This is a genomic window from Pseudoalteromonas umbrosa (genome assembly GCF_030125375.1).
In the GTDB taxonomy this organism is placed as follows: Bacteria; Pseudomonadota; Gammaproteobacteria; order Enterobacterales; family Alteromonadaceae; genus Pseudoalteromonas; species Pseudoalteromonas umbrosa.
The window spans coordinates 30889-47099 of record NZ_JASJUU010000024.1; the positions used below are offsets into that span (position 1 = coordinate 30889).

The 16211-nt window shown below is 43.6% G+C and carries 17 protein-coding genes and 3 tRNA genes; 10 read left to right on the forward strand and 10 right to left on the reverse strand.

From position 1 onward, the window contains the following. Positions 1-56 precede the first annotated feature (56 nt). From nudE to QNM16_RS26005, 6 genes are all read left to right on the forward strand, one after another. On the forward strand, positions 57-620 hold the full coding sequence (gene nudE / locus QNM16_RS25980; RefSeq protein ID WP_063361951.1) for an ADP compounds hydrolase NudE: 564 nt from the start codon (positions 57-59) through the stop codon (positions 618-620). Between the two features lies 1 nt (position 621). Beyond that, a complete protein-coding gene (gene cysQ / locus QNM16_RS25985) occupies positions 622-1413 on the forward strand; it encodes a 3'(2'),5'-bisphosphate nucleotidase CysQ (RefSeq protein WP_284023110.1) in 792 nt (263 codons plus the stop codon). A gap of 251 nt (positions 1414-1664) precedes the next feature. Continuing rightward, a tRNA-Met gene (locus tag QNM16_RS25990) sits at positions 1665-1741 on the forward strand. A gap of 44 nt (positions 1742-1785) precedes the next feature. Next, a tRNA-Met gene (locus QNM16_RS25995) sits at positions 1786-1862 on the forward strand. A gap of 45 nt (positions 1863-1907) precedes the next feature. Beyond that, a tRNA-Met gene (locus QNM16_RS26000) sits at positions 1908-1984 on the forward strand. Positions 1985-2484: 500 nt separating this feature from the next. Then, a complete protein-coding gene (locus QNM16_RS26005; RefSeq protein ID WP_284023111.1) occupies positions 2485-2709 on the forward strand; it encodes a hypothetical protein in 225 nt (74 codons plus the stop codon). Positions 2710-2965: 256 nt separating this feature from the next. Here the strand turns inward: QNM16_RS26005 and QNM16_RS26010 are convergent, their stop codons facing one another. From QNM16_RS26010 to QNM16_RS26035, 6 genes are all read right to left on the reverse strand, one after another. Further along, the gene (locus QNM16_RS26010; RefSeq protein WP_284023112.1) at positions 2966-4150 is read right to left on the reverse strand and encodes a dipeptidase; all 1185 of its coding nucleotides are present in this window, start codon (positions 4148-4150) and stop codon (positions 2966-2968) included. Between the two features lie 88 nt (positions 4151-4238). Further along, positions 4239-4493, reverse strand: a complete 255-nt coding sequence (locus QNM16_RS26015; RefSeq protein WP_063361947.1) for a YheU family protein — start codon at positions 4491-4493, stop codon at positions 4239-4241. Positions 4494-4503: 10 nt separating this feature from the next. Continuing rightward, positions 4504-5484, reverse strand: a complete 981-nt coding sequence (locus QNM16_RS26020) for a hydrolase (RefSeq protein ID WP_284023113.1) — start codon at positions 5482-5484, stop codon at positions 4504-4506. 185 nt (positions 5485-5669) lie between these two features. Further along, the gene (locus tag QNM16_RS26025; RefSeq protein WP_196760586.1) at positions 5670-5810 is read right to left on the reverse strand and encodes a hypothetical protein; all 141 of its coding nucleotides are present in this window, start codon (positions 5808-5810) and stop codon (positions 5670-5672) included. A 119-nt stretch (positions 5811-5929) separates the two neighbouring features. Next, the gene (locus tag QNM16_RS26030) at positions 5930-6379 is read right to left on the reverse strand and encodes a TIGR02444 family protein (RefSeq protein WP_284023114.1); all 450 of its coding nucleotides are present in this window, start codon (positions 6377-6379) and stop codon (positions 5930-5932) included. Continuing rightward, entirely contained in the window at positions 6373-8295 is a 1923-nt protein-coding gene (locus QNM16_RS26035; RefSeq protein WP_284023115.1) for an ATP-binding cassette domain-containing protein, read from the reverse strand. Before QNM16_RS26035 ends, QNM16_RS26030 begins: the two co-directional genes overlap by 7 nt. A gap of 122 nt (positions 8296-8417) precedes the next feature. Here QNM16_RS26035 and QNM16_RS26040 point away from each other — a divergent pair, with 122 nt between their 5' ends. Then, a complete protein-coding gene (locus tag QNM16_RS26040; protein ID WP_023401300.1) occupies positions 8418-8618 on the forward strand; it encodes a YheV family putative zinc ribbon protein in 201 nt (66 codons plus the stop codon). 33 nt (positions 8619-8651) lie between these two features. Here the strand turns inward: QNM16_RS26040 and QNM16_RS26045 are convergent, their stop codons facing one another. Then, entirely contained in the window at positions 8652-8864 is a 213-nt protein-coding gene (locus QNM16_RS26045) for a SlyX family protein (RefSeq protein ID WP_063361943.1), read from the reverse strand. After that, positions 8864-9862: a WD40 repeat domain-containing protein gene (locus tag QNM16_RS26050; RefSeq protein ID WP_417710722.1), complete on the reverse strand. Its 999-nt coding sequence runs from the start codon at positions 9860-9862 to the stop codon at positions 8864-8866. The genes QNM16_RS26045 and QNM16_RS26050 overlap by 1 nt, the downstream gene beginning before the upstream one ends. Positions 9863-10136: 274 nt before the next feature. On the opposite strand from QNM16_RS26050, the gene fkpA reads away from it, so the two are divergent. Beyond that, positions 10137-10892 (forward strand): FKBP-type peptidyl-prolyl cis-trans isomerase, encoded by a 756-nt coding sequence (gene fkpA / locus QNM16_RS26055; protein WP_063361941.1) that lies wholly within the window; start codon positions 10137-10139, stop codon positions 10890-10892. A 62-nt stretch (positions 10893-10954) separates the two neighbouring features. On the opposite strand, the gene rsd is transcribed toward fkpA, so the two are convergent. After that, positions 10955-11425: a sigma D regulator gene (rsd, locus tag QNM16_RS26060; RefSeq protein ID WP_284023116.1), complete on the reverse strand. Its 471-nt coding sequence runs from the start codon at positions 11423-11425 to the stop codon at positions 10955-10957. Between the two features lie 655 nt (positions 11426-12080). Here rsd and hemE point away from each other — a divergent pair. Then, a complete protein-coding gene (gene hemE, locus QNM16_RS26065) occupies positions 12081-13148 on the forward strand; it encodes a uroporphyrinogen decarboxylase (protein WP_284023117.1) in 1068 nt (355 codons plus the stop codon). A gap of 61 nt (positions 13149-13209) precedes the next feature. Here hemE and speE read toward each other — a convergent pair whose 3' ends face one another. Beyond that, positions 13210-14070: a polyamine aminopropyltransferase gene (speE, locus tag QNM16_RS26070; RefSeq protein ID WP_284023118.1), complete on the reverse strand. Its 861-nt coding sequence runs from the start codon at positions 14068-14070 to the stop codon at positions 13210-13212. A 207-nt stretch (positions 14071-14277) separates the two neighbouring features. Between speE and speA the strand changes: the two genes are divergently transcribed. Then, the gene (gene speA / locus QNM16_RS26075; protein WP_284023119.1) at positions 14278-16158 is read left to right on the forward strand and encodes a biosynthetic arginine decarboxylase; all 1881 of its coding nucleotides are present in this window, start codon (positions 14278-14280) and stop codon (positions 16156-16158) included. The last annotated feature ends 53 nt before the right edge of the window (positions 16159-16211 follow it).

The following is a 16211-nucleotide window of genomic DNA, read 5'->3' on the forward strand; positions in this document are numbered from 1 at the left end:
TTTTAACTGCAAAGGCTTTATGATTAGGTTATCCACATCATAGCAAATAAAAGTTTATGTCACAGAAAAAGCATCCCTGTCCGCCGGAAATTTTGTCATCTGATGTCGTTGCCTCGAGTCGGTTGTTTACCGTTGAAGCTTTATCCTTAGAGTTTTCAAATGGTGAGCGAAGGCAATATGAGCGGGTTAAAGGCGGTGGTCGCGGGGCGGTCATGATTGTGCCAATAACGGCTGAAAATGAACTATTATTAGTAAGAGAATACTGTGCAGGCACACATGACTATCAACTGGGCTTCCCTAAAGGGCTGATTGATCCAGGTGAGACACCGATAGAAGCCGGTAATCGAGAATTAAAAGAGGAAGTCGGTTTTGGCGCCAATGAATTTGTTGACTTAAAAACGGTTTCTCTCGCGCCCAGCTATTTCAAAGCACATATGCATATTTTATTTGCAAAAGATTTGTATCCTGAACGTTTAGAAGGGGATGAGCCTGAACCGCTGGTGGTGGTGAAATGGCCCCTTGATGACTGGCAATCTCTACTGGATCAAAGTGACTTTACTGAAGCGCGAAGTGTGGCTGCACTGTTGTTATTACAGCAGCATTTATTAAAGGAGGTTTAAATTGCAAACCTACTTAGAGCCATGTATTGAACTTGCGCAATTGGCAGGTAAGGCCATTATGGCCATTTATCAGCAAGATGATATTGGTCAGCAGGAAAAGTCTGATCATACCCCTGTCACTGCCGCTGATTTGGCTGCCAATGAGGTATTGCTCAATGGCTTAAAAGCACTCGCACCAGATATTCCAGTGATGTCTGAAGAAACGCCTATTCCCCCGCTTGAACAGCGACAAGATTGGCAACGTTATTGGCTTTTAGACCCGATGGATGGTACTGGCGAGTTTATTTTGCAAAGTGGCGACTTTGCCGTCAACATTGCTTTGATTGAGGGAAATAAACCCGTGCTGGGAGTGATTCATTGGCCAGCAAAAAATGTGACTTATTTTGCGACTAAAGGGGCGGGTGCGTATAAGCGCTCAGGTACGGCGGATAAGCAAATATTCGTCGCGCCACCTGATACGCTAACGCTTGCTGTGAGCCGACGACAAAAAATTGAAGCGGTGAGTCAGTATCTAAATAGTCAGTTTGATACAATTGCCCTGGGCTCTTGCTCACTAAAAGCGTGTATTATCGCCGAAGGCAAAGCGGATTGCTTTTTACGTGTCGGTCCAACAGGAGAGTGGGATACGGGGGCCTCTCAAGTGATTGTAGAAGAGGCGGGTGGATGCATCACGGATGCGCAATTCAATCCATTGACTTATAACCAGCGTGAGACCACTGAAAACCCTGACTTTATTGTTATGGGTCACCCTGATTGGCAGTTTCAGAAGTTGATCAGCCCTCACCAAAGGTAATGAATACTGTTCTGGCTGCGTATTTTTGTCATGTTATGTGGGTAAAATACGTGGTTGGCACGGTAAGCTTTTTACTTAAACATGCGCTTTTATAAAGAAAAACACAGTTTTGCCGTATTTTTGCGCGTTTGAGCAATTATTTTTTGTCAAATCCTTGCAATAAAAATAAATTTAGATATTATAGCGACCTCTTTAAGGAAGAGCTGCAAAGCACTGATTTAAAGAGGCATCGATTTATTGATGCATACAGGCGCGGGATGGAGCAGCCTGGTAGCTCGTCGGGCTCATAACCCGAAGGTCGTCGGTTCAAATCCGGCTCCCGCAACCAACTTCTTAGTTAAGAAAGAAGCAAAATAAACTTAACATTACAGGCGCGGGATGGAGCAGCCTGGTAGCTCGTCGGGCTCATAACCCGAAGGTCGTCGGTTCAAATCCGGCTCCCGCAACCAACTTCTTAAGTTAAGAAAGAAGTAAAACAAACTTAACAATACAGGCGCGGGATGGAGCAGCCTGGTAGCTCGTCGGGCTCATAACCCGAAGGTCGTCGGTTCAAATCCGGCTCCCGCAACCAATTCCCTGTATTAATCAAAAGTTATATCTTTGATTTATTTCCCCTTAAATTTATATCACTCTTATTAATTCAAATAGCTTTTTTCTTAATGTGCACACAATTCAGTACGTTGGTTATTTTTTCGTTTAACAACGGTAAGACGAGCGACTTCCAATGCAGCTATGTGTAATTGAAGCTTGGCAGCATGTTGTATTTACGGCTTTCACCCTGCGATATTTTGTGTTTGTGCAGAGTCTATTACTTTTTCGTGTGTGAGTGATTTAAGCTTCTTTTCTCTATTTTTAATTTCATTAAATTTTCCTTTTTAACTGCTTCAAAATAAAAGTGACAGTTCAGAGCTCTCCTCAGAAAATAACTTAATACATGTCATGTGAAAAATAAATATAAATTACAAGTTTACAAAACTTTACGTGGGATTACTTTGAAGATTTTGGCTTATGAATTAGGTTAATAATGGAAAGCGGCGCTGCTTCTAACTTAAAATAAAAAAGGAAATTAAAATGAAATTATCTCTTCAAAAGAAAAAACTAAAAACCTTGTCTAAAAGCCAAAGTATCATGACAGAGCAAACACCAAACGTTGCTGGTGGTGCTGCATTTAATACCACAAGACCGAGTTCTACATGTCAAAATACAACAGCTTGCCCATCTAGAGATAGACCAGATACTTGTAAACCTATTTCAAGAGAAATCAGCTGCTTAATCGGTCACAGTTGTTTGTGCTAATAAGATAATATGATGCAGTGGGGGTGTGAGCTTTCGCTGCTTTTTTAAATCAATATCATTTCCTCAAACATATGCCCCAGATCGGATTGGCTGTCATTATAGTGAGGCAGTATCAAGGGTATGCCAACACTCATTAATAAATTGGAAGTCACTATTTAGAAGTATCTAAATTGGGGTTTTAATATTGCAAAAAGCCGTGTTTTATTTAGTTGCGGATATAAAGCGCAGGCAGGCTGAATAGCCCACCTGATCTAAATTAAAATTGAGTAGAAAACGCTTCAGCTTGTTTCCAGACTCTAAGGGTATTCCCACCTAAAATCAGTTTAATATCTTTATCGCTGTAGCCGCGATCAAGCAGGCCTTGCACAAGATTCGGGTAGGTAGAAACATCCTTAAGCCCGATTGGCAGTGAGTCGCCTACGCCATCGTAATCAGATCCAATACCGACATGCTCGATGCCAATCAGTTTAACTACATGATCAATATGGTCTAGTACCTGCTCTAAAGAGGCGAATGGAAACGGGTTACGTGCTAAATAAGCTGCTCGAAAATCCGTTTTTGTGGCACCGCGACTTGTCGCTTCTTGCTCTGCCTCGCTACGCTTGTCATACCATTTTCGTGATGCTGAGGTGACAAAGCTAGAGCCAAAGTTGATCTGAATAACACCACCATTTTTTTTCAACGCCAATAACATGTCGTCATCCATGTTGCGCTCAAATCCCGGTGTATATTTGCGCAGCGATGAATGTGATGCAATCACGGGTACTTTTGAGATCTCCATGACCTGATAAAACGCCTTATCAGAAATGTGTGAGACATCTATCAACATGCCCACTTTGTTCATTTCGACAACGAGATCTTTACCAAATGGACTGAGGCCTTTCCATTTTCGACGTAAATCATAAGACGAGTCAGAGATATGGTTACTTTGAGAGTGTGCCAGTGTGATGTAGCGTACGCCTCTATCGAAGAAGTGTTGTAAGTTCTTCATCTCTCCCTCAATAGGCGAGCCGTTTTCCATACCCATCGCAATTGACATCAAGCCTTTGTCAAACTGTGACTCAATATCTTTAGTACTGTGGGCAATGGCAAACTTATGTGGTGCACGATGAACCAGCGCTTCCATCCCATCAATGAGCTGGTTGGCTAGCTGATAGCTTTTCCCTTTCCCCTCAAACTCAAGACTGGCAGGAATGTAAATTGACATAAAAGGCGCATTGAGTCCGCCCTGCATAGCGCGTGGGTAATCAAAATCCCCACCTTCGGTGGCTTTTGATACATCGTCCCATTTCATATTAATTCTATAGGGGACATCAATATGGGTGTCGATGAGCAGGTTTTCTTGTGCCAAGCGAATGGCACGTTCGGATGCGGTGTATTCTTTTGCATGGACAGCAGAGGTTGCCAATGCAAGAACACAAAGAGCTGAGCTTAACTTCATGTTTGCGCCTTTATTATGATTGTGAAGTTTGATTGTAACAACTAATTATAAAGGCTCAATATGCGGTGTTATTTTAATCGCTGAATTATTAATAAACGGGCTCAGAAGTATAATCTTGGCTTTGCATCGCATGAAACTCAGCTTTACTGACAATATTCACGGACTCATGGAGCTCCGAGAAGACAATTAATGCTTCTCCACTTTGTAGTTGCGCTTTTACTTGCGCCACTTTTTGCTCTGTGGTGATTTCGCTGTCGCCATAGTCTGTGCCTTCACGCAAAACATAATGCTCAATCAAACTAGCGAGTGTTTCGGGGGCAATTTGTTGATAAGGAATAAGCATACAGATACCGCTATTTAATAAGTGAATGAATGTAGTCAGGCACGACTTTTTCGAGCCAGTAAACAGGTTTGAATGGGTTGTTACCCGCAATAAAGCCTACATGTCCGCCTTTTGAAGAGACCGCCAACTTAACTTGTTTACTGACCTGCTCTGCTAAGGGGATCGCTTGCTTTGAAAGCATGGGGTCATCTTCTGCATGGATCAGTAAGGTTGGGGTTTCTATTAGGCCAAGGTATGGCTGTGAACTGGCCTGAGCGTAATAATCTTCAGCCCCCTTAAAGCCATGCAGTGGTGCTGTGACGCGATCGTCAAATTGCCATAAGTCGTTTATGTTAGTTAACTCATTAGCAGTCAAATTAATCGAGCTTTGTATTTGGTTGAGCTTGCGTGAAAAAGAGTGCTTCATCCTATCTAATAAATATTTTTGATAGAGCTTATAGCAGCTTTTCCTGATCACCTGACATGATGAAGAGAGGTGATAGGGGGCAGAAACGACTGCTGCACCCGCTAAGCGGCTTGCTTGGCCTTTTTCACCGAGATATTTGGCAAGGACATTGCCACCTAAGGAAAAACCGACTGCGAACAGTGCTCGACCCGGAAAGCGTTTGCTCAGTGTCTGAAGTAAAAAGCCTAAATCCTGCGTTTCACCACTGTGGTAGGCGCGAGGTTGTTTATTTACTTCTCGAGAACAATTGCGAAAGTGCATCAGAACGGCATCTAAGCCAGAGCGTGTGAGCGCCCGCAACATACCCTTAGCATAAAAGCTGTTGATATTGCCTTCTAAGCCATGCAGAACAACAACTAAAGGGGCACTTGGGTTGCCATGTTTAGCCCAAGCTAATTCCAAAAAATCGTCATCTGGCGTAGAGAGGTGTTCAAAATTGACATTGGCTTTTAAGTTTGGTCGAAATGCGCGAGGAAGTATAGTTTGAACATGTCGGTTGCGCATCCACCAAGCGGGCCGAAAATTCAGATCAAGCTGCTTTGACATAGGACGGTGACATTCTCTTGTGACGGTTAACTTAAATAGTGTACCAAAGCTGCGACCAAATGAGTATGTGTGTTGGTGAGATATAAAAAGCACCCGACCAGCGAAGCTGATAAGGTGCTTTGTGCGTCGTGCTTAATTCTGAAACGGGAACTAAATTTACTTAACGATAGTCTTGTGACTTGCTTTTACTCTGGTACTTCAGCCTCGTTGACCTTTTTCACAAAGTAATAGACATAGTAGATACACAGCGCAATGACGACGCCAAGTAGACCGAATGATAAGTACAATACTGGGTCGGAAAAGAAATCTCTAAAGAATACGTTCATGGCTGTGACTCCTCAATTTGTCGATGAGTAAATAGTAGAGGAGCCTTGCTGATAGGGTTATGATCGAGATCAAGTTTATTATTTAGCCGATATTTACTCGGGATAGCGCTTGATCTTGATCATGTTTTCGCATGCTCAAAGCGTGTGACGAGTTGCTTTGGCAAGTACAGCTCTAGGTTGCTGATTTGTTGATCACAGGGTTTTAAATCAAATCCAGAGGCCAACTCAATGAGACGGTGCTGCTGTAGCTTTTCAAGTTCAAGCTCTGTACTCAATAAGCTTTTTCTTAAAGTTGCGTACTCAGGGTAATCATCAAAGTGCTTTTTCACTTGCTGTCGAGTGGTGCGATATGGGTGTAGTAATGTTTTGTCTGTATCCGCAGCACAGGCTACTAAAGCCTGAACTTGCTGCTTGGTAAGTTGGATAGAGTGCGTAGTCAGATAATCTAGCAAGAGGCAAAGATTGACGTTTTTACCATGCAGGTCCTGGCACTCTAAGAGTACTTGTTGGACCTGCTCGTTGCGATAAACATCGCAGGCGTAACGCCAAAAACTGTCGGGGCTTAGCATATTTCGCCGGTGCTCGCGAAGTGGGCTTCTTTTTCCTCTAACTCCTCAAGGGCTAAAAGAAGCGACTCTTCCGTATCGTTGAGCTTAGGGGTCATGTCTGCTTGTTTGGCTAATAAGTCGCTTAGTTTGGCTTTGTTTTCTGCCTCGTAAAGGCTGTTATCAGCTAATTGTGATTCAACCTCTGCGAGCGCACTGGTGAGCTTATCCAGCTGTTTTTCCAGTTTATCAATGGATTTTTTCAGCGGTTGCACGGATTTTCTAAATTCGGCTTCAAGACGTTTTTGCTCTTTGCGATTTACACTTGAGTGCGTTTTTTCTTCTACTTGTGGCTTTTGCTTCGCTTCTTTATTGGCATTGAGTAACCATTGATAATATTCATCTAGGTCGTAGCCAAACGCAGAGACGGTGCCATTATCAACAAGATAATATTCATCCGCGGTGTTTTTCAGCATATGACGATCGTGAGAAACGGTGACCATTGCCCCTTCAAAGCCTTGTAATGCCATGACTAAGGCGTGACGCATTTCTAAGTCTAAGTGGTTGGTAGGTTCATCGAGTAGCAATAGGTTAGGTGATTGATACACTAACATGGCCAATACCAGTCTGGCCTTTTCTCCACCTGAAAACGGTGCGACAGGGTCGAGTGCCTTGTCTCCATGAAACGCAAAACCACCGAGGAAATCTCGTAGTGATTGCTCAGTGGCCTGTGGGTCTAAGCGCTGCAAATGAGTGACGGCACTGGCATTTAAGTCCAGCGACTCTAGTTGGTGCTGAGCAAAGTAACCTACTTTTAAGCCCTGGTGTTGGAATACTTCGCCCGCTTGAGGATTAATATCGCCAGCCAGTAATTTGATTAAGGTTGATTTACCCGCACCGTTTCTACCCAACAATGCGATGCGGCTACCAGGTACAAGATTGAGCTTAATTTGGTGCAGTATGGTGATATCTCCATAGCCCGCTTGCGCTTGGTCTAACGTCATCAGTGGGTTAGGAATATTATCTGGATTAGAGAACTCAAAGCTAAATGGAGAGTCGGCATGCGCTGGTGCTAGCTTTTCCATACGTTCTAGGGCTTTGACACGACTTTGTGCTTGCTTTGCTTTACTGGCTTTGGCTTTGAATCGAGTAATAAACTGTTCAAGGTGCGCAATGGTTTCTTGTTGCTTTTCGTACATGGCTTGTTGCTGCGCCATGCGCTCCGCCTTTTGGCGCTCAAACTGGGAGTAGTGACCTTTGTAGACATTGATACACTGTTGATCTATGTGCCAGATTTGGTCGATAACTGCATCTAAGAACTCTCTGTCGTGAGAAATTAATACCAATGTGCCTTGGTAGGCTTTTAAAAAGCGCTCTAGCCAATAAACAGCGTCTAGATCAAGGTGGTTGGTTGGCTCATCTAGTAACAGTAAATCGGCGTCGCGGATCAAAGCTTGTGCTAGATTTAAGCGCATTCGCCAACCACCTGAGAACTCACTCACAGCGAAGTCGAGCTGTTCATTACTGAATCCTAAGCCATGCAATAACTCTCCAGCTTTGGCTTCGATGCTATACCCACCAACCAGCTCCATTTGCTGATGCACTTGGGCTTGCTTCTCACCATCGCCTTGCGCCTCTGCCTGTTGCAATGCCGTGCGTAGCTCATAATATTGCTGATGACCTTGCAGCACATATTCCATCGCTGAAATAGAAAGCGCAGGTGTTTCTTGTTTTACTGAGGCAATTGACCAGTCTTTTGGTATTTGAAAGTTACCGGCATCGGCATGCAGCTGGGACTTGAGTAAGGCAAATAGAGACGATTTACCGCAGCCATTGGCTCCGACTAAACCGACTTTATGTTGTGCAAACAAAGTCGCGCTGGCATTTTTTAAAAGCGTTTTTCCGCCACGTAACAGTTCAATATCAGAAAGTTGGATCATAATAAGCTCAATTCAAAATCACTGTCTGAATGATAACATGGATCTATAACTAGAGAACAAGCGTATAAAAGCATCCAAACTTAAGTTAAAATAGCCTTTCACAGAGTCAGTGGGGTTGTATTGTGAGAACAAAAAAACGGTTTATAGCCGGCGCGTCCTGTCCAGCTTGTAACAAAATGGATGTGATGATGCTATATAAAGAGCATGATGTGGAAAAGGTCGAGTGCGTGGCATGTGGCCATTCAATGACGCAACCAGAAGAAGCGGTACAAGCGTCAACGCGTCAGTTTGAGCAAGTCATTGGCGTATTTAAACCGCAGTAAATGATGCGCCTTAGCGCATCATTTGGGTCATGCCTAGTAGTGTGGCGGAGGTGGCTCTTGCTCAATCGGCATCATGCCATCGTCTTTTCCTTCTTTTATCTTTTCCGCCAGCAACCTGATCTGGTGTTGCATGGTAGATAACCTTGCTTGATGGATTTTCAGCTCATCATTTAATGTCTCGATGGTATCTTCTTGAAAAGCAATCTTTGCTTCAAGTTCATTTACGCGACTTTCTAACTCTGTCATTACTCTATTACTCTTTCGAACTGCTCCATCAAACCACTTGAACTCTCGGTGACTAAGATGCCGTCTCGTTTTGCAAATGCAACATCAAAGACAACGGCTGATTTTGGTCTGCTACCTTCTCGTGGTTTAACTCGCCAAGTTTTTAGCTTTGTACCATCGCTTATCCGCCACAGGGTAAGCTGGCGGTTAGGGGAGCCTGTTGCGAGCAGGTTGCCTTGTTGGTTGAAGCGTACAGCACTGAATATTTTCTGCCTCGCAATATACTGTAATTGTGCCACAAGATCACCTGAAGTCAGTTGCCAAATGCTGGCTTTTTTCATGCTGTCAGCAGTAAACGCGTATCGTCCTTGTGGGTCTAAGGCTACTTTGGTTACGCGACTTGGGTGGTTGAAGCGGTGTATAACTTGGCCTGTTCGGGTATCCCAAAAGTAAGCACTGTAGTCGTTTGCACCGGTTAAAGCGAAGTGGCCATTGGGTGAAAGCGCAATACTATTAATTTTTTCTTGGTGGCCAAGGAACTCTATGCGCCTTCCGCTATCTAAGTCGAGATGCACAACGACATTATCGCTGCGACCGTATAAAACATATCGACCATTATTACTGATGGCGATGTCGCGAATGGTACCTGTGTCTATTTGGTAGTAGCCGATGTTTTTTCCATCTGCAATTTGCCATATGGCAAAGCGGTCGTTGGCGGCTGTGATAGCTGTTGAGTTATCGTGTGCGATGGCAAGGGAGTGGATCAGGTCATCAGGTTGGTCTGAGTGAGACCACTGATATTTAAGGCCGTGTGTGGTGTTATCCCATAAAACTGCACCATGTTCGACAGATGACACTAAACTGTAACGGCCATCGTGTGAAATAGCGGCTGCGAATGCCCCTCGTGATGCATGTTCAACGGTAAGTTGCGCTTTGGAGCTATCAGGGGAGCAGCCGGGCAACATCAGTATGAGCAGGCAAACACAGAGTGAAGTGTGCAATTTAAAAAATTTGGCCATAAATTCGGTATTTCCTCTTAACTCTATGATTTGCACCGAGTAGACTAGTGGTAAAATTGATTGGGCCACAAACAGATATTAGCGTATTCGCTAAAGTATGTCGCCAGTCGTACAGATATTTCCCTTGGCAAGGTTCTCTGGGTGTGAATCTTGGCTTTGGTGGCAATGAGTGATAATGTGACATCACCTTTTTAAATTAATAATTATTTAACATGACAATGAAGTTAGAGGGCAACGTGATGTTGCTGGCTGCTCGGATGTCGGAGAAAATAAAATGAAACAAACTATTAAGCTGTCTTTAATTGCAGCCTCAGTACTTGCACTAACTGCGTGTAACCAAAAAGCACAAGAAACTGCGAAAGTAGAAGAAGTAAAACTAGAAACTGAAGTACAACAGCAAGCATACGGCATCGGTGCATCAGTTGGTAACTTCCTACAAAAAGACCTAGCTGACAAGCAAGGCCTAGGCATTGAGCTTGATCAAGAGCTTCTGATGAGAGGCTTTAAAGATGCACTTGCTGGTAACTCTAAATTAGATGACGAAAAAATTCGTGAAGTGCTAACGGCACTTGATACGTCTGTACGTGAAAAGCAAACAGCTAAAGCGGAAGCTGACGCAAAAGAAAACAAAGAAAAAGGCGCAAAGTACTTAGCTGAAAACGCGAAGAAAGACGGCGTAACAGTGACTGAGTCTGGTCTTCAGTACGAAGTTATTTCAACAGGCGAAGGTAAGAAGCCAGTTGCGACTGACGTAGTTAAAGTACACTACAAAGGTACTCTACTGGACGGCTCTGAGTTTGATAGCTCATACTCTCGCAACCAACCTGCGACTTTCCCACTAAACCAAGTAATTGCGGGTTGGACTGAAGGTCTACAATTAATGCCAGTTGGCTCAAAGTATAAGTTCACTATTCCTGCTGAGCTTGGCTACGGTGAGCGTAACCTAGGTAAGATCCCAGCGAACTCAACTCTTGTATTTGAAGTTGAGCTACTTGAGATCCAAGAAGATCAAGAAAAGCCAGCTGCATAATTTGCACAGCGCGAATAAAAAAAGGGCCACTGTGAAGTAGCCCTTTTTTACTTTCTGTCATTTTAGTCAGTATGATTTGCGAAGAGGTTATCGATTAACTCATCTTCTAATCCGAAGCGCTGTTCTAATGCTTCTCCCAGCGTAGATAAATCTTTGTCAAAATCCGCCAGCGGGTTGTCACTGCTCGCCTCAGCATATTTGTCGTTAAAATCCAAAGCCAAATCTGTCGATGCGGTAATTTTTGGATAAATCGATTGTGCCAGTTTTAAGCTTTCCGGTCCTTTTTCTTTGCAGGCGGCAACGATGTTGTCGTACACCTCAAAATGGCCAGCTGACAAGTAATCCATTAGGATCTGGCAAAATGATTGAATTTGCACTTGCTCTGGCAATGCTTTGTCACTGCTCTCAAAAGGCGATAATCCAGCAACTTTATAATATAACAGCAGTAGCTCTTGACGTTCCATGAGCCAGTTATCGATAACACTATGACTCCCTCCCCATTTTTGTTGGGCTTGTTCTAACCGTGAAAGCATAGTTATCTCCTTAGCGGGTCGTTATTTAGGCCCTGCACTGACCAAATTGTGTGTAAGTAACAGGTGTTATTTTCATGGGTACATCAAAATTAGGATGGCTTGGACCCAAAATATAGACAGCAATTTGGTAATACTGAATACTTAATCTTGCTTCCTATAAAAATGAAAACTGATGAAAAGATCAACCACTTTTTGCAAAAAGCACATAATTTCTTTGATTTGTACCCTAGCTGGGTTTTTTACTCTTGGTGTTAATCATTTTTATTCCGTATTCAGTTAGCTGGCACATGGATGGTATGAATGAAAAACAAAAAACCACCCGAAGGTGGTTGAAATCAGTTTAGCGATTTGAGTTTATTCTTGTTAGAAGGTGTTTTGTTATTGTTCTTTTGCGCAGCATTTTTATAGCAAGGTTTTTTTTGTGGTGCAAATATTCTGCGCTACTTTTTTGTGAATTTAATATCTCAAGTTTATGAAACACTGATACAGGGCGCTTTGGTTTAGCATTTCGATTCATCATATTAGGCATACCTTACAGTACAGCTCATTAATCTGGATCATAGAGAAGTGATTTAAACGTTTGAATAGCTAGGGCGTGTAGGGATAAAGTGATACAATTCGAACAATTTTTACAGCACTGGAATTGAATCACGCTATGAGCGAGTTGAAAAATGATCGTTATTTACGCGCGTTGCAGAAGCAGCCGGTTGATGTGACACCTGTATGGATGATGCGCCAAGCGGGGCGATATCTACCTGAATACAGAGCGACGCGAGCGCAAGCTGGCGACTTTATGAGTTTGTGCAAAAATGCGGAGCTTGCATGTGAAGTGACATTGCAGCCGTTACGTCGTTATCCACTGGATGCTGCGATTCTCTTCAGTGATATTTTAACTATCCCAGATGCAATGGGCCTAGGTCTGTACTTCGAAACTGGTGAAGGCCCTAAATTTGAGCGTCCAATTTCTTCTTTGGCAGATGTACAAAAACTGCCTAAATTAGACCCAACCGATGAGTTAGGCTATGTCATGAATGCCGTGAGCACGATTCGTCGGGAGCTCAAAGGTGAAGTGCCGTTAATTGGTTTTTCTGGTTCACCATGGACGTTGGCGACCTACATGATTGAAGGCGGAAGCAGCAAAACTTTTGGCAAGATTAAAAAGATGGCTTTTGCAGAGCCACAGACGCTGCACTTGCTGCTCGATAAAGTAGCGGATTCAGTGATTGACTATTTAAATGCGCAAGTAAAAGCGGGTGCTCAGTCGCTGATGATTTTTGACTCTTGGGGCGGTGTACTGAGCCCACGTGACTACAAAGAGTTTTCGTTGCAATACATGCATAAAATTGTTGATGGCCTTATTCGTGAAAACGATGGACGTAAGGTGCCAGTAACGCTATTTACTAAAAATGGCGGTCAGTGGATTGAGTCTATTGCTGCGACAGGATGTGACGCGATTGGTTTAGATTGGACTATTGATATTGCAGATGCGAAACTACGCGTTGGTGATAAGGTTGCACTACAAGGCAATATGGACCCCGCGATGTTGCATGGTACGCCTGAGCGTATCCGTGAAGAAGTACAGTCTATTTTAGCTGGTTTTGGTGAAGGCAGCGGCCATGTATTCAACTTAGGCCATGGGATCACACCAGATGTTGACCCTGAAAACGCGGGTATATTCATCAACTCTGTCCATGAGTTTAGCCGCCAGTATCATCAAAAGTAATACTGGACAAAAACAAAAAACCCAAGCAAAGCTTGGGTTTTTTGTTTTTGTAGGGCGCTCTTTATTTGTCAAATGCGCGGCGCATAAAGTTTGGCGTTGCGAGTGCCCCTTTGTGAATACCCGTATTGTAATACTCAGTATCAAACTGGGCAGCATCCACATCTTGCTCTCTGAAGCCATTAAATTGCTCACCTTTACGCGCCAAGGTAGCAGACCATAAACCGCTTGGGTAAATTGGTTGTGGGAACGGTAAAGTTTGTAAATCCGCAAAGCCGACATCTTTCATTGCTTGGCGCATCTCTTTTAGTAGCGGCATGTGCATCAGCGGTGACTCACTTTGCTGGATTAAAATCCCGCCATCACTCAGTGCTGCTAAACAACTGGTGTAAAACGCATGGTTGAATAGGCCTTCACCAGGACCAACAGGATCAGTACCGTCAACAATGATCACGTCGATAGAGTTTGCCGCTGCTTCACGCATGTATTTGATGCCATCATCAAACATCACGGTTGCACGCGGGTCGTCATTGGATGCGCAAAGTTCTGGGAAATATTTTAGTGACATCTGTGTCACCACTTCGTCAATGTCGATTTGCGTTACAGATTCAACATCTGGGTGCTTAAGCACTTCACGTAATGTACCGCAGTCACCACCACCGATGATCACCACGTTTTTTGGTGCAGGGTGTGCAAAAAGCGCTGGATGGCTCATCATTTCATGATAGAAAAAGTTCTCACGTGTACTGACCATAGTACAGCCATCAATGATCATCAGATTGCCAAAGTCGGTTGTTTCGTACATTTCAACTTTTTGAAACGGCGACTGAACCTCATCCAGCTTTTTATTGATACGCAGAGAAAAAGCGCTGCCATCTCGGTCACTTATCTCTGTAAACCAGCGGTTTGCTTCTAAATTAGACATGTTTGCTTTCACATTGAATTTAAATTTGGCGCAAATTTACCAGCGCCGAGGAATTTGCTCAATCTATTTTAGTCGATAGCATGCAGTTTGTCTGTTCGTCATCAGCAGGTCGCAGTCTGTGTATCTCAAGGCGTATTTAACTGTCGCTAATCACGATAAGGCGTATTAAAATGAGCACAGTATGAGAATTTTTTAGTAGGGTAAATAATGGAGTGGGGAGTCGATACCGCACGTAACACATACAATGTACAACATTGGAGTGATGGCTACTTTGATATCAACGACAGTGGTGAGCTTATTGCTTACCCTGATGGTGACCATAGTAAAGCGCCAATCGTATTGGCAGATCTCACTGAGCGATTTAAAGAGCAGGGATTAACCTTACCTGTATTGGTGAGGTTCACTGATATTCTTCAGAATCGTGTTGATACGTTAACAGATGCGTTTGCACAGGCAAAAGCGCAAAGAGAGTATCAAGGTGCATATACCTGTGTTTACCCTATTAAAGTAAACCAGCAACGCTCGGTGGTGAGCAAACTGTTGAGTCACCCAAGCGGCTTGGTTGGTTTAGAAGCCGGCTCTAAACCTGAGTTGATGGCTATTTTAGGTTTGGCCACTTCGCCGATCACGATTGTTTGCAATGGCTATAAAGACAGAGAGTTTTTACGTTTGGCGTTGATTGGCCAAGCGATGGGCCATCAAGTTCAAATTGTGGTAGAAAAACTGTCAGAGCTCGATGCATTAATCAAAGAAGTTGATGACATGAAAATTGAGCCAGCCATTGGTATTCGCATCCGCCTTAACTCTATCGGTAAAGGTAAATGGCAAAATACCGGAGGGGAAAAGGGTAAATTTGGTCTCACAGCAGGTCAGGTACTTACTGCAGTTGACACGTTACGTCGACATAACAAGCTGCATTTGATGCAGTTAGTGCACTTCCATATTGGCTCACAGATTGCGAATATTCGCGATATCCAACGCGCACTAAGAGAGTGTGCGAGGCATTATGCGGAGTTATCACAGTTGGGCGTGCCATTAAAAACCGTGGATGTAGGCGGTGGTTTAGGCGTGGACTATGAAGGTTCGGGTTCTCGTAGTGCTTGTTCTATGAATTACACGGTGGGCGAGTATGCGCGCAACGTGGTTAACGCCTTTGCCGAAGTCGCTGAACAACATGATTTACCGCATCCTGATATTATTACGGAGTCTGGTCGCGCCTTAACAGCACATCATGCCGTGTTGATCACTGATGTGATAGATATTGAAACCGCACCGAGTGAAGATGTGCCAGAGCAGATCAGTGGTGATGAACACCATTTAATACAAGAGTTGCGACAGGCGTTATCTCGCCTTACGCCAAGGCTTGCGCTGGAAACGTATCATGATGCAATCCACTTATTTGGTGACGCACATGATCAATATGTTCATGGTCTCATATCTATGGCACAGTGGTCGCAAATTGAACGTCTGTATTTTACGATATTGAGACAAGTGCGTGACAGTTTAAGTGCGCAATCAAGGGCACATCGTGAAGTACTGGATGACTTAAACGAAAAGCTGGCAGATAAGCTGTTTGTTAATTTCTCATTGTTTCAATCCTTACCGGATGTATGGGGTATTCAGCAGTTGTTCCCTGTGATGCCGATTTCAAATCTCGACCAGCCGTTGACGCAAAGGTCGATTATTCAAGATATTACATGTGATTCTGATGGGCAAATTCGTGAGTATGTAGAAGGCGCTGGGATTGAGTCTAGCTTGCCTATGCCGCAATATCACCCATCTGAGCAGTACCATTTAGCGATGTTTATGGTTGGCGCTTATCAAGAGATTTTGGGGGATTTACATAATCTATTTGGTGATACAGACTCAGTGCATGTCGAATTGAATGAGACAGGCTATCAGCTGACAAATGCGCTCAAAGGTGACTGTGTGGAAGACGTGTTACGTTTTGTGCATTACGATAAGCAACAACTTATCGATAACTTCACTCGTCAGGTCAATGCAGTGGCCGTGGCGCCAAAAACAAAAGAAACCTTTTTAAAGGAATTAAAGATGGGGTTGACTGGTTATACCTATTTTGTAGATTAACCCTAACTGCTCAGATTTTTTATTCCCTTGAAATTGCGTATGATGCCCTCATC

What these genes read in the sequence shown, in the direction of transcription:
- nudE (WP_063361951.1), top strand. Translation starts at nt 57, where the DNA reads ATGTCACAGAAAAAGCATCCCTGTCCGCCGGAAATTTTGTCATCTGAT.
- QNM16_RS26005 (WP_284023111.1), top strand. Translation starts at nt 2,485, where the DNA reads ATGAAATTATCTCTTCAAAAGAAAAAACTAAAAACCTTGTCTAAAAGC.
- QNM16_RS26010 (WP_284023112.1), bottom strand. Translation starts at nt 4,150, where the DNA reads ATGAAGTTAAGCTCAGCTCTTTGTGTTCTTGCATTGGCAACCTCTGCT.
- QNM16_RS26015 (WP_063361947.1), bottom strand. Translation starts at nt 4,493, where the DNA reads ATGCTTATTCCTTATCAACAAATTGCCCCCGAAACACTCGCTAGTTTG.
- QNM16_RS26020 (WP_284023113.1), bottom strand. Translation starts at nt 5,484, where the DNA reads ATGTCAAAGCAGCTTGATCTGAATTTTCGGCCCGCTTGGTGGATGCGC.
- QNM16_RS26025 (WP_196760586.1), bottom strand. Translation starts at nt 5,810, where the DNA reads ATGAACGTATTCTTTAGAGATTTCTTTTCCGACCCAGTATTGTACTTA.
- QNM16_RS26030 (WP_284023114.1), bottom strand. Translation starts at nt 6,379, where the DNA reads ATGCTAAGCCCCGACAGTTTTTGGCGTTACGCCTGCGATGTTTATCGC.
- QNM16_RS26035 (WP_284023115.1), bottom strand. Translation starts at nt 8,295, where the DNA reads ATGATCCAACTTTCTGATATTGAACTGTTACGTGGCGGAAAAACGCTT.
- QNM16_RS26045 (WP_063361943.1), bottom strand. Translation starts at nt 8,864, where the DNA reads ATGACAGAGTTAGAAAGTCGCGTAAATGAACTTGAAGCAAAGATTGCT.
- QNM16_RS26050 (WP_417710722.1), bottom strand. Translation starts at nt 9,862, where the DNA reads ATGGCCAAATTTTTTAAATTGCACACTTCACTCTGTGTTTGCCTGCTC.
- fkpA (WP_063361941.1), top strand. Translation starts at nt 10,137, where the DNA reads ATGAAACAAACTATTAAGCTGTCTTTAATTGCAGCCTCAGTACTTGCA.
- rsd (WP_284023116.1), bottom strand. Translation starts at nt 11,425, where the DNA reads ATGCTTTCACGGTTAGAACAAGCCCAACAAAAATGGGGAGGGAGTCAT.
- hemE (WP_284023117.1), top strand. Translation starts at nt 12,081, where the DNA reads ATGAGCGAGTTGAAAAATGATCGTTATTTACGCGCGTTGCAGAAGCAG.
- speE (WP_284023118.1), bottom strand. Translation starts at nt 14,070, where the DNA reads ATGTCTAATTTAGAAGCAAACCGCTGGTTTACAGAGATAAGTGACCGA.
- speA (WP_284023119.1), top strand. Translation starts at nt 14,278, where the DNA reads ATGGAGTGGGGAGTCGATACCGCACGTAACACATACAATGTACAACAT.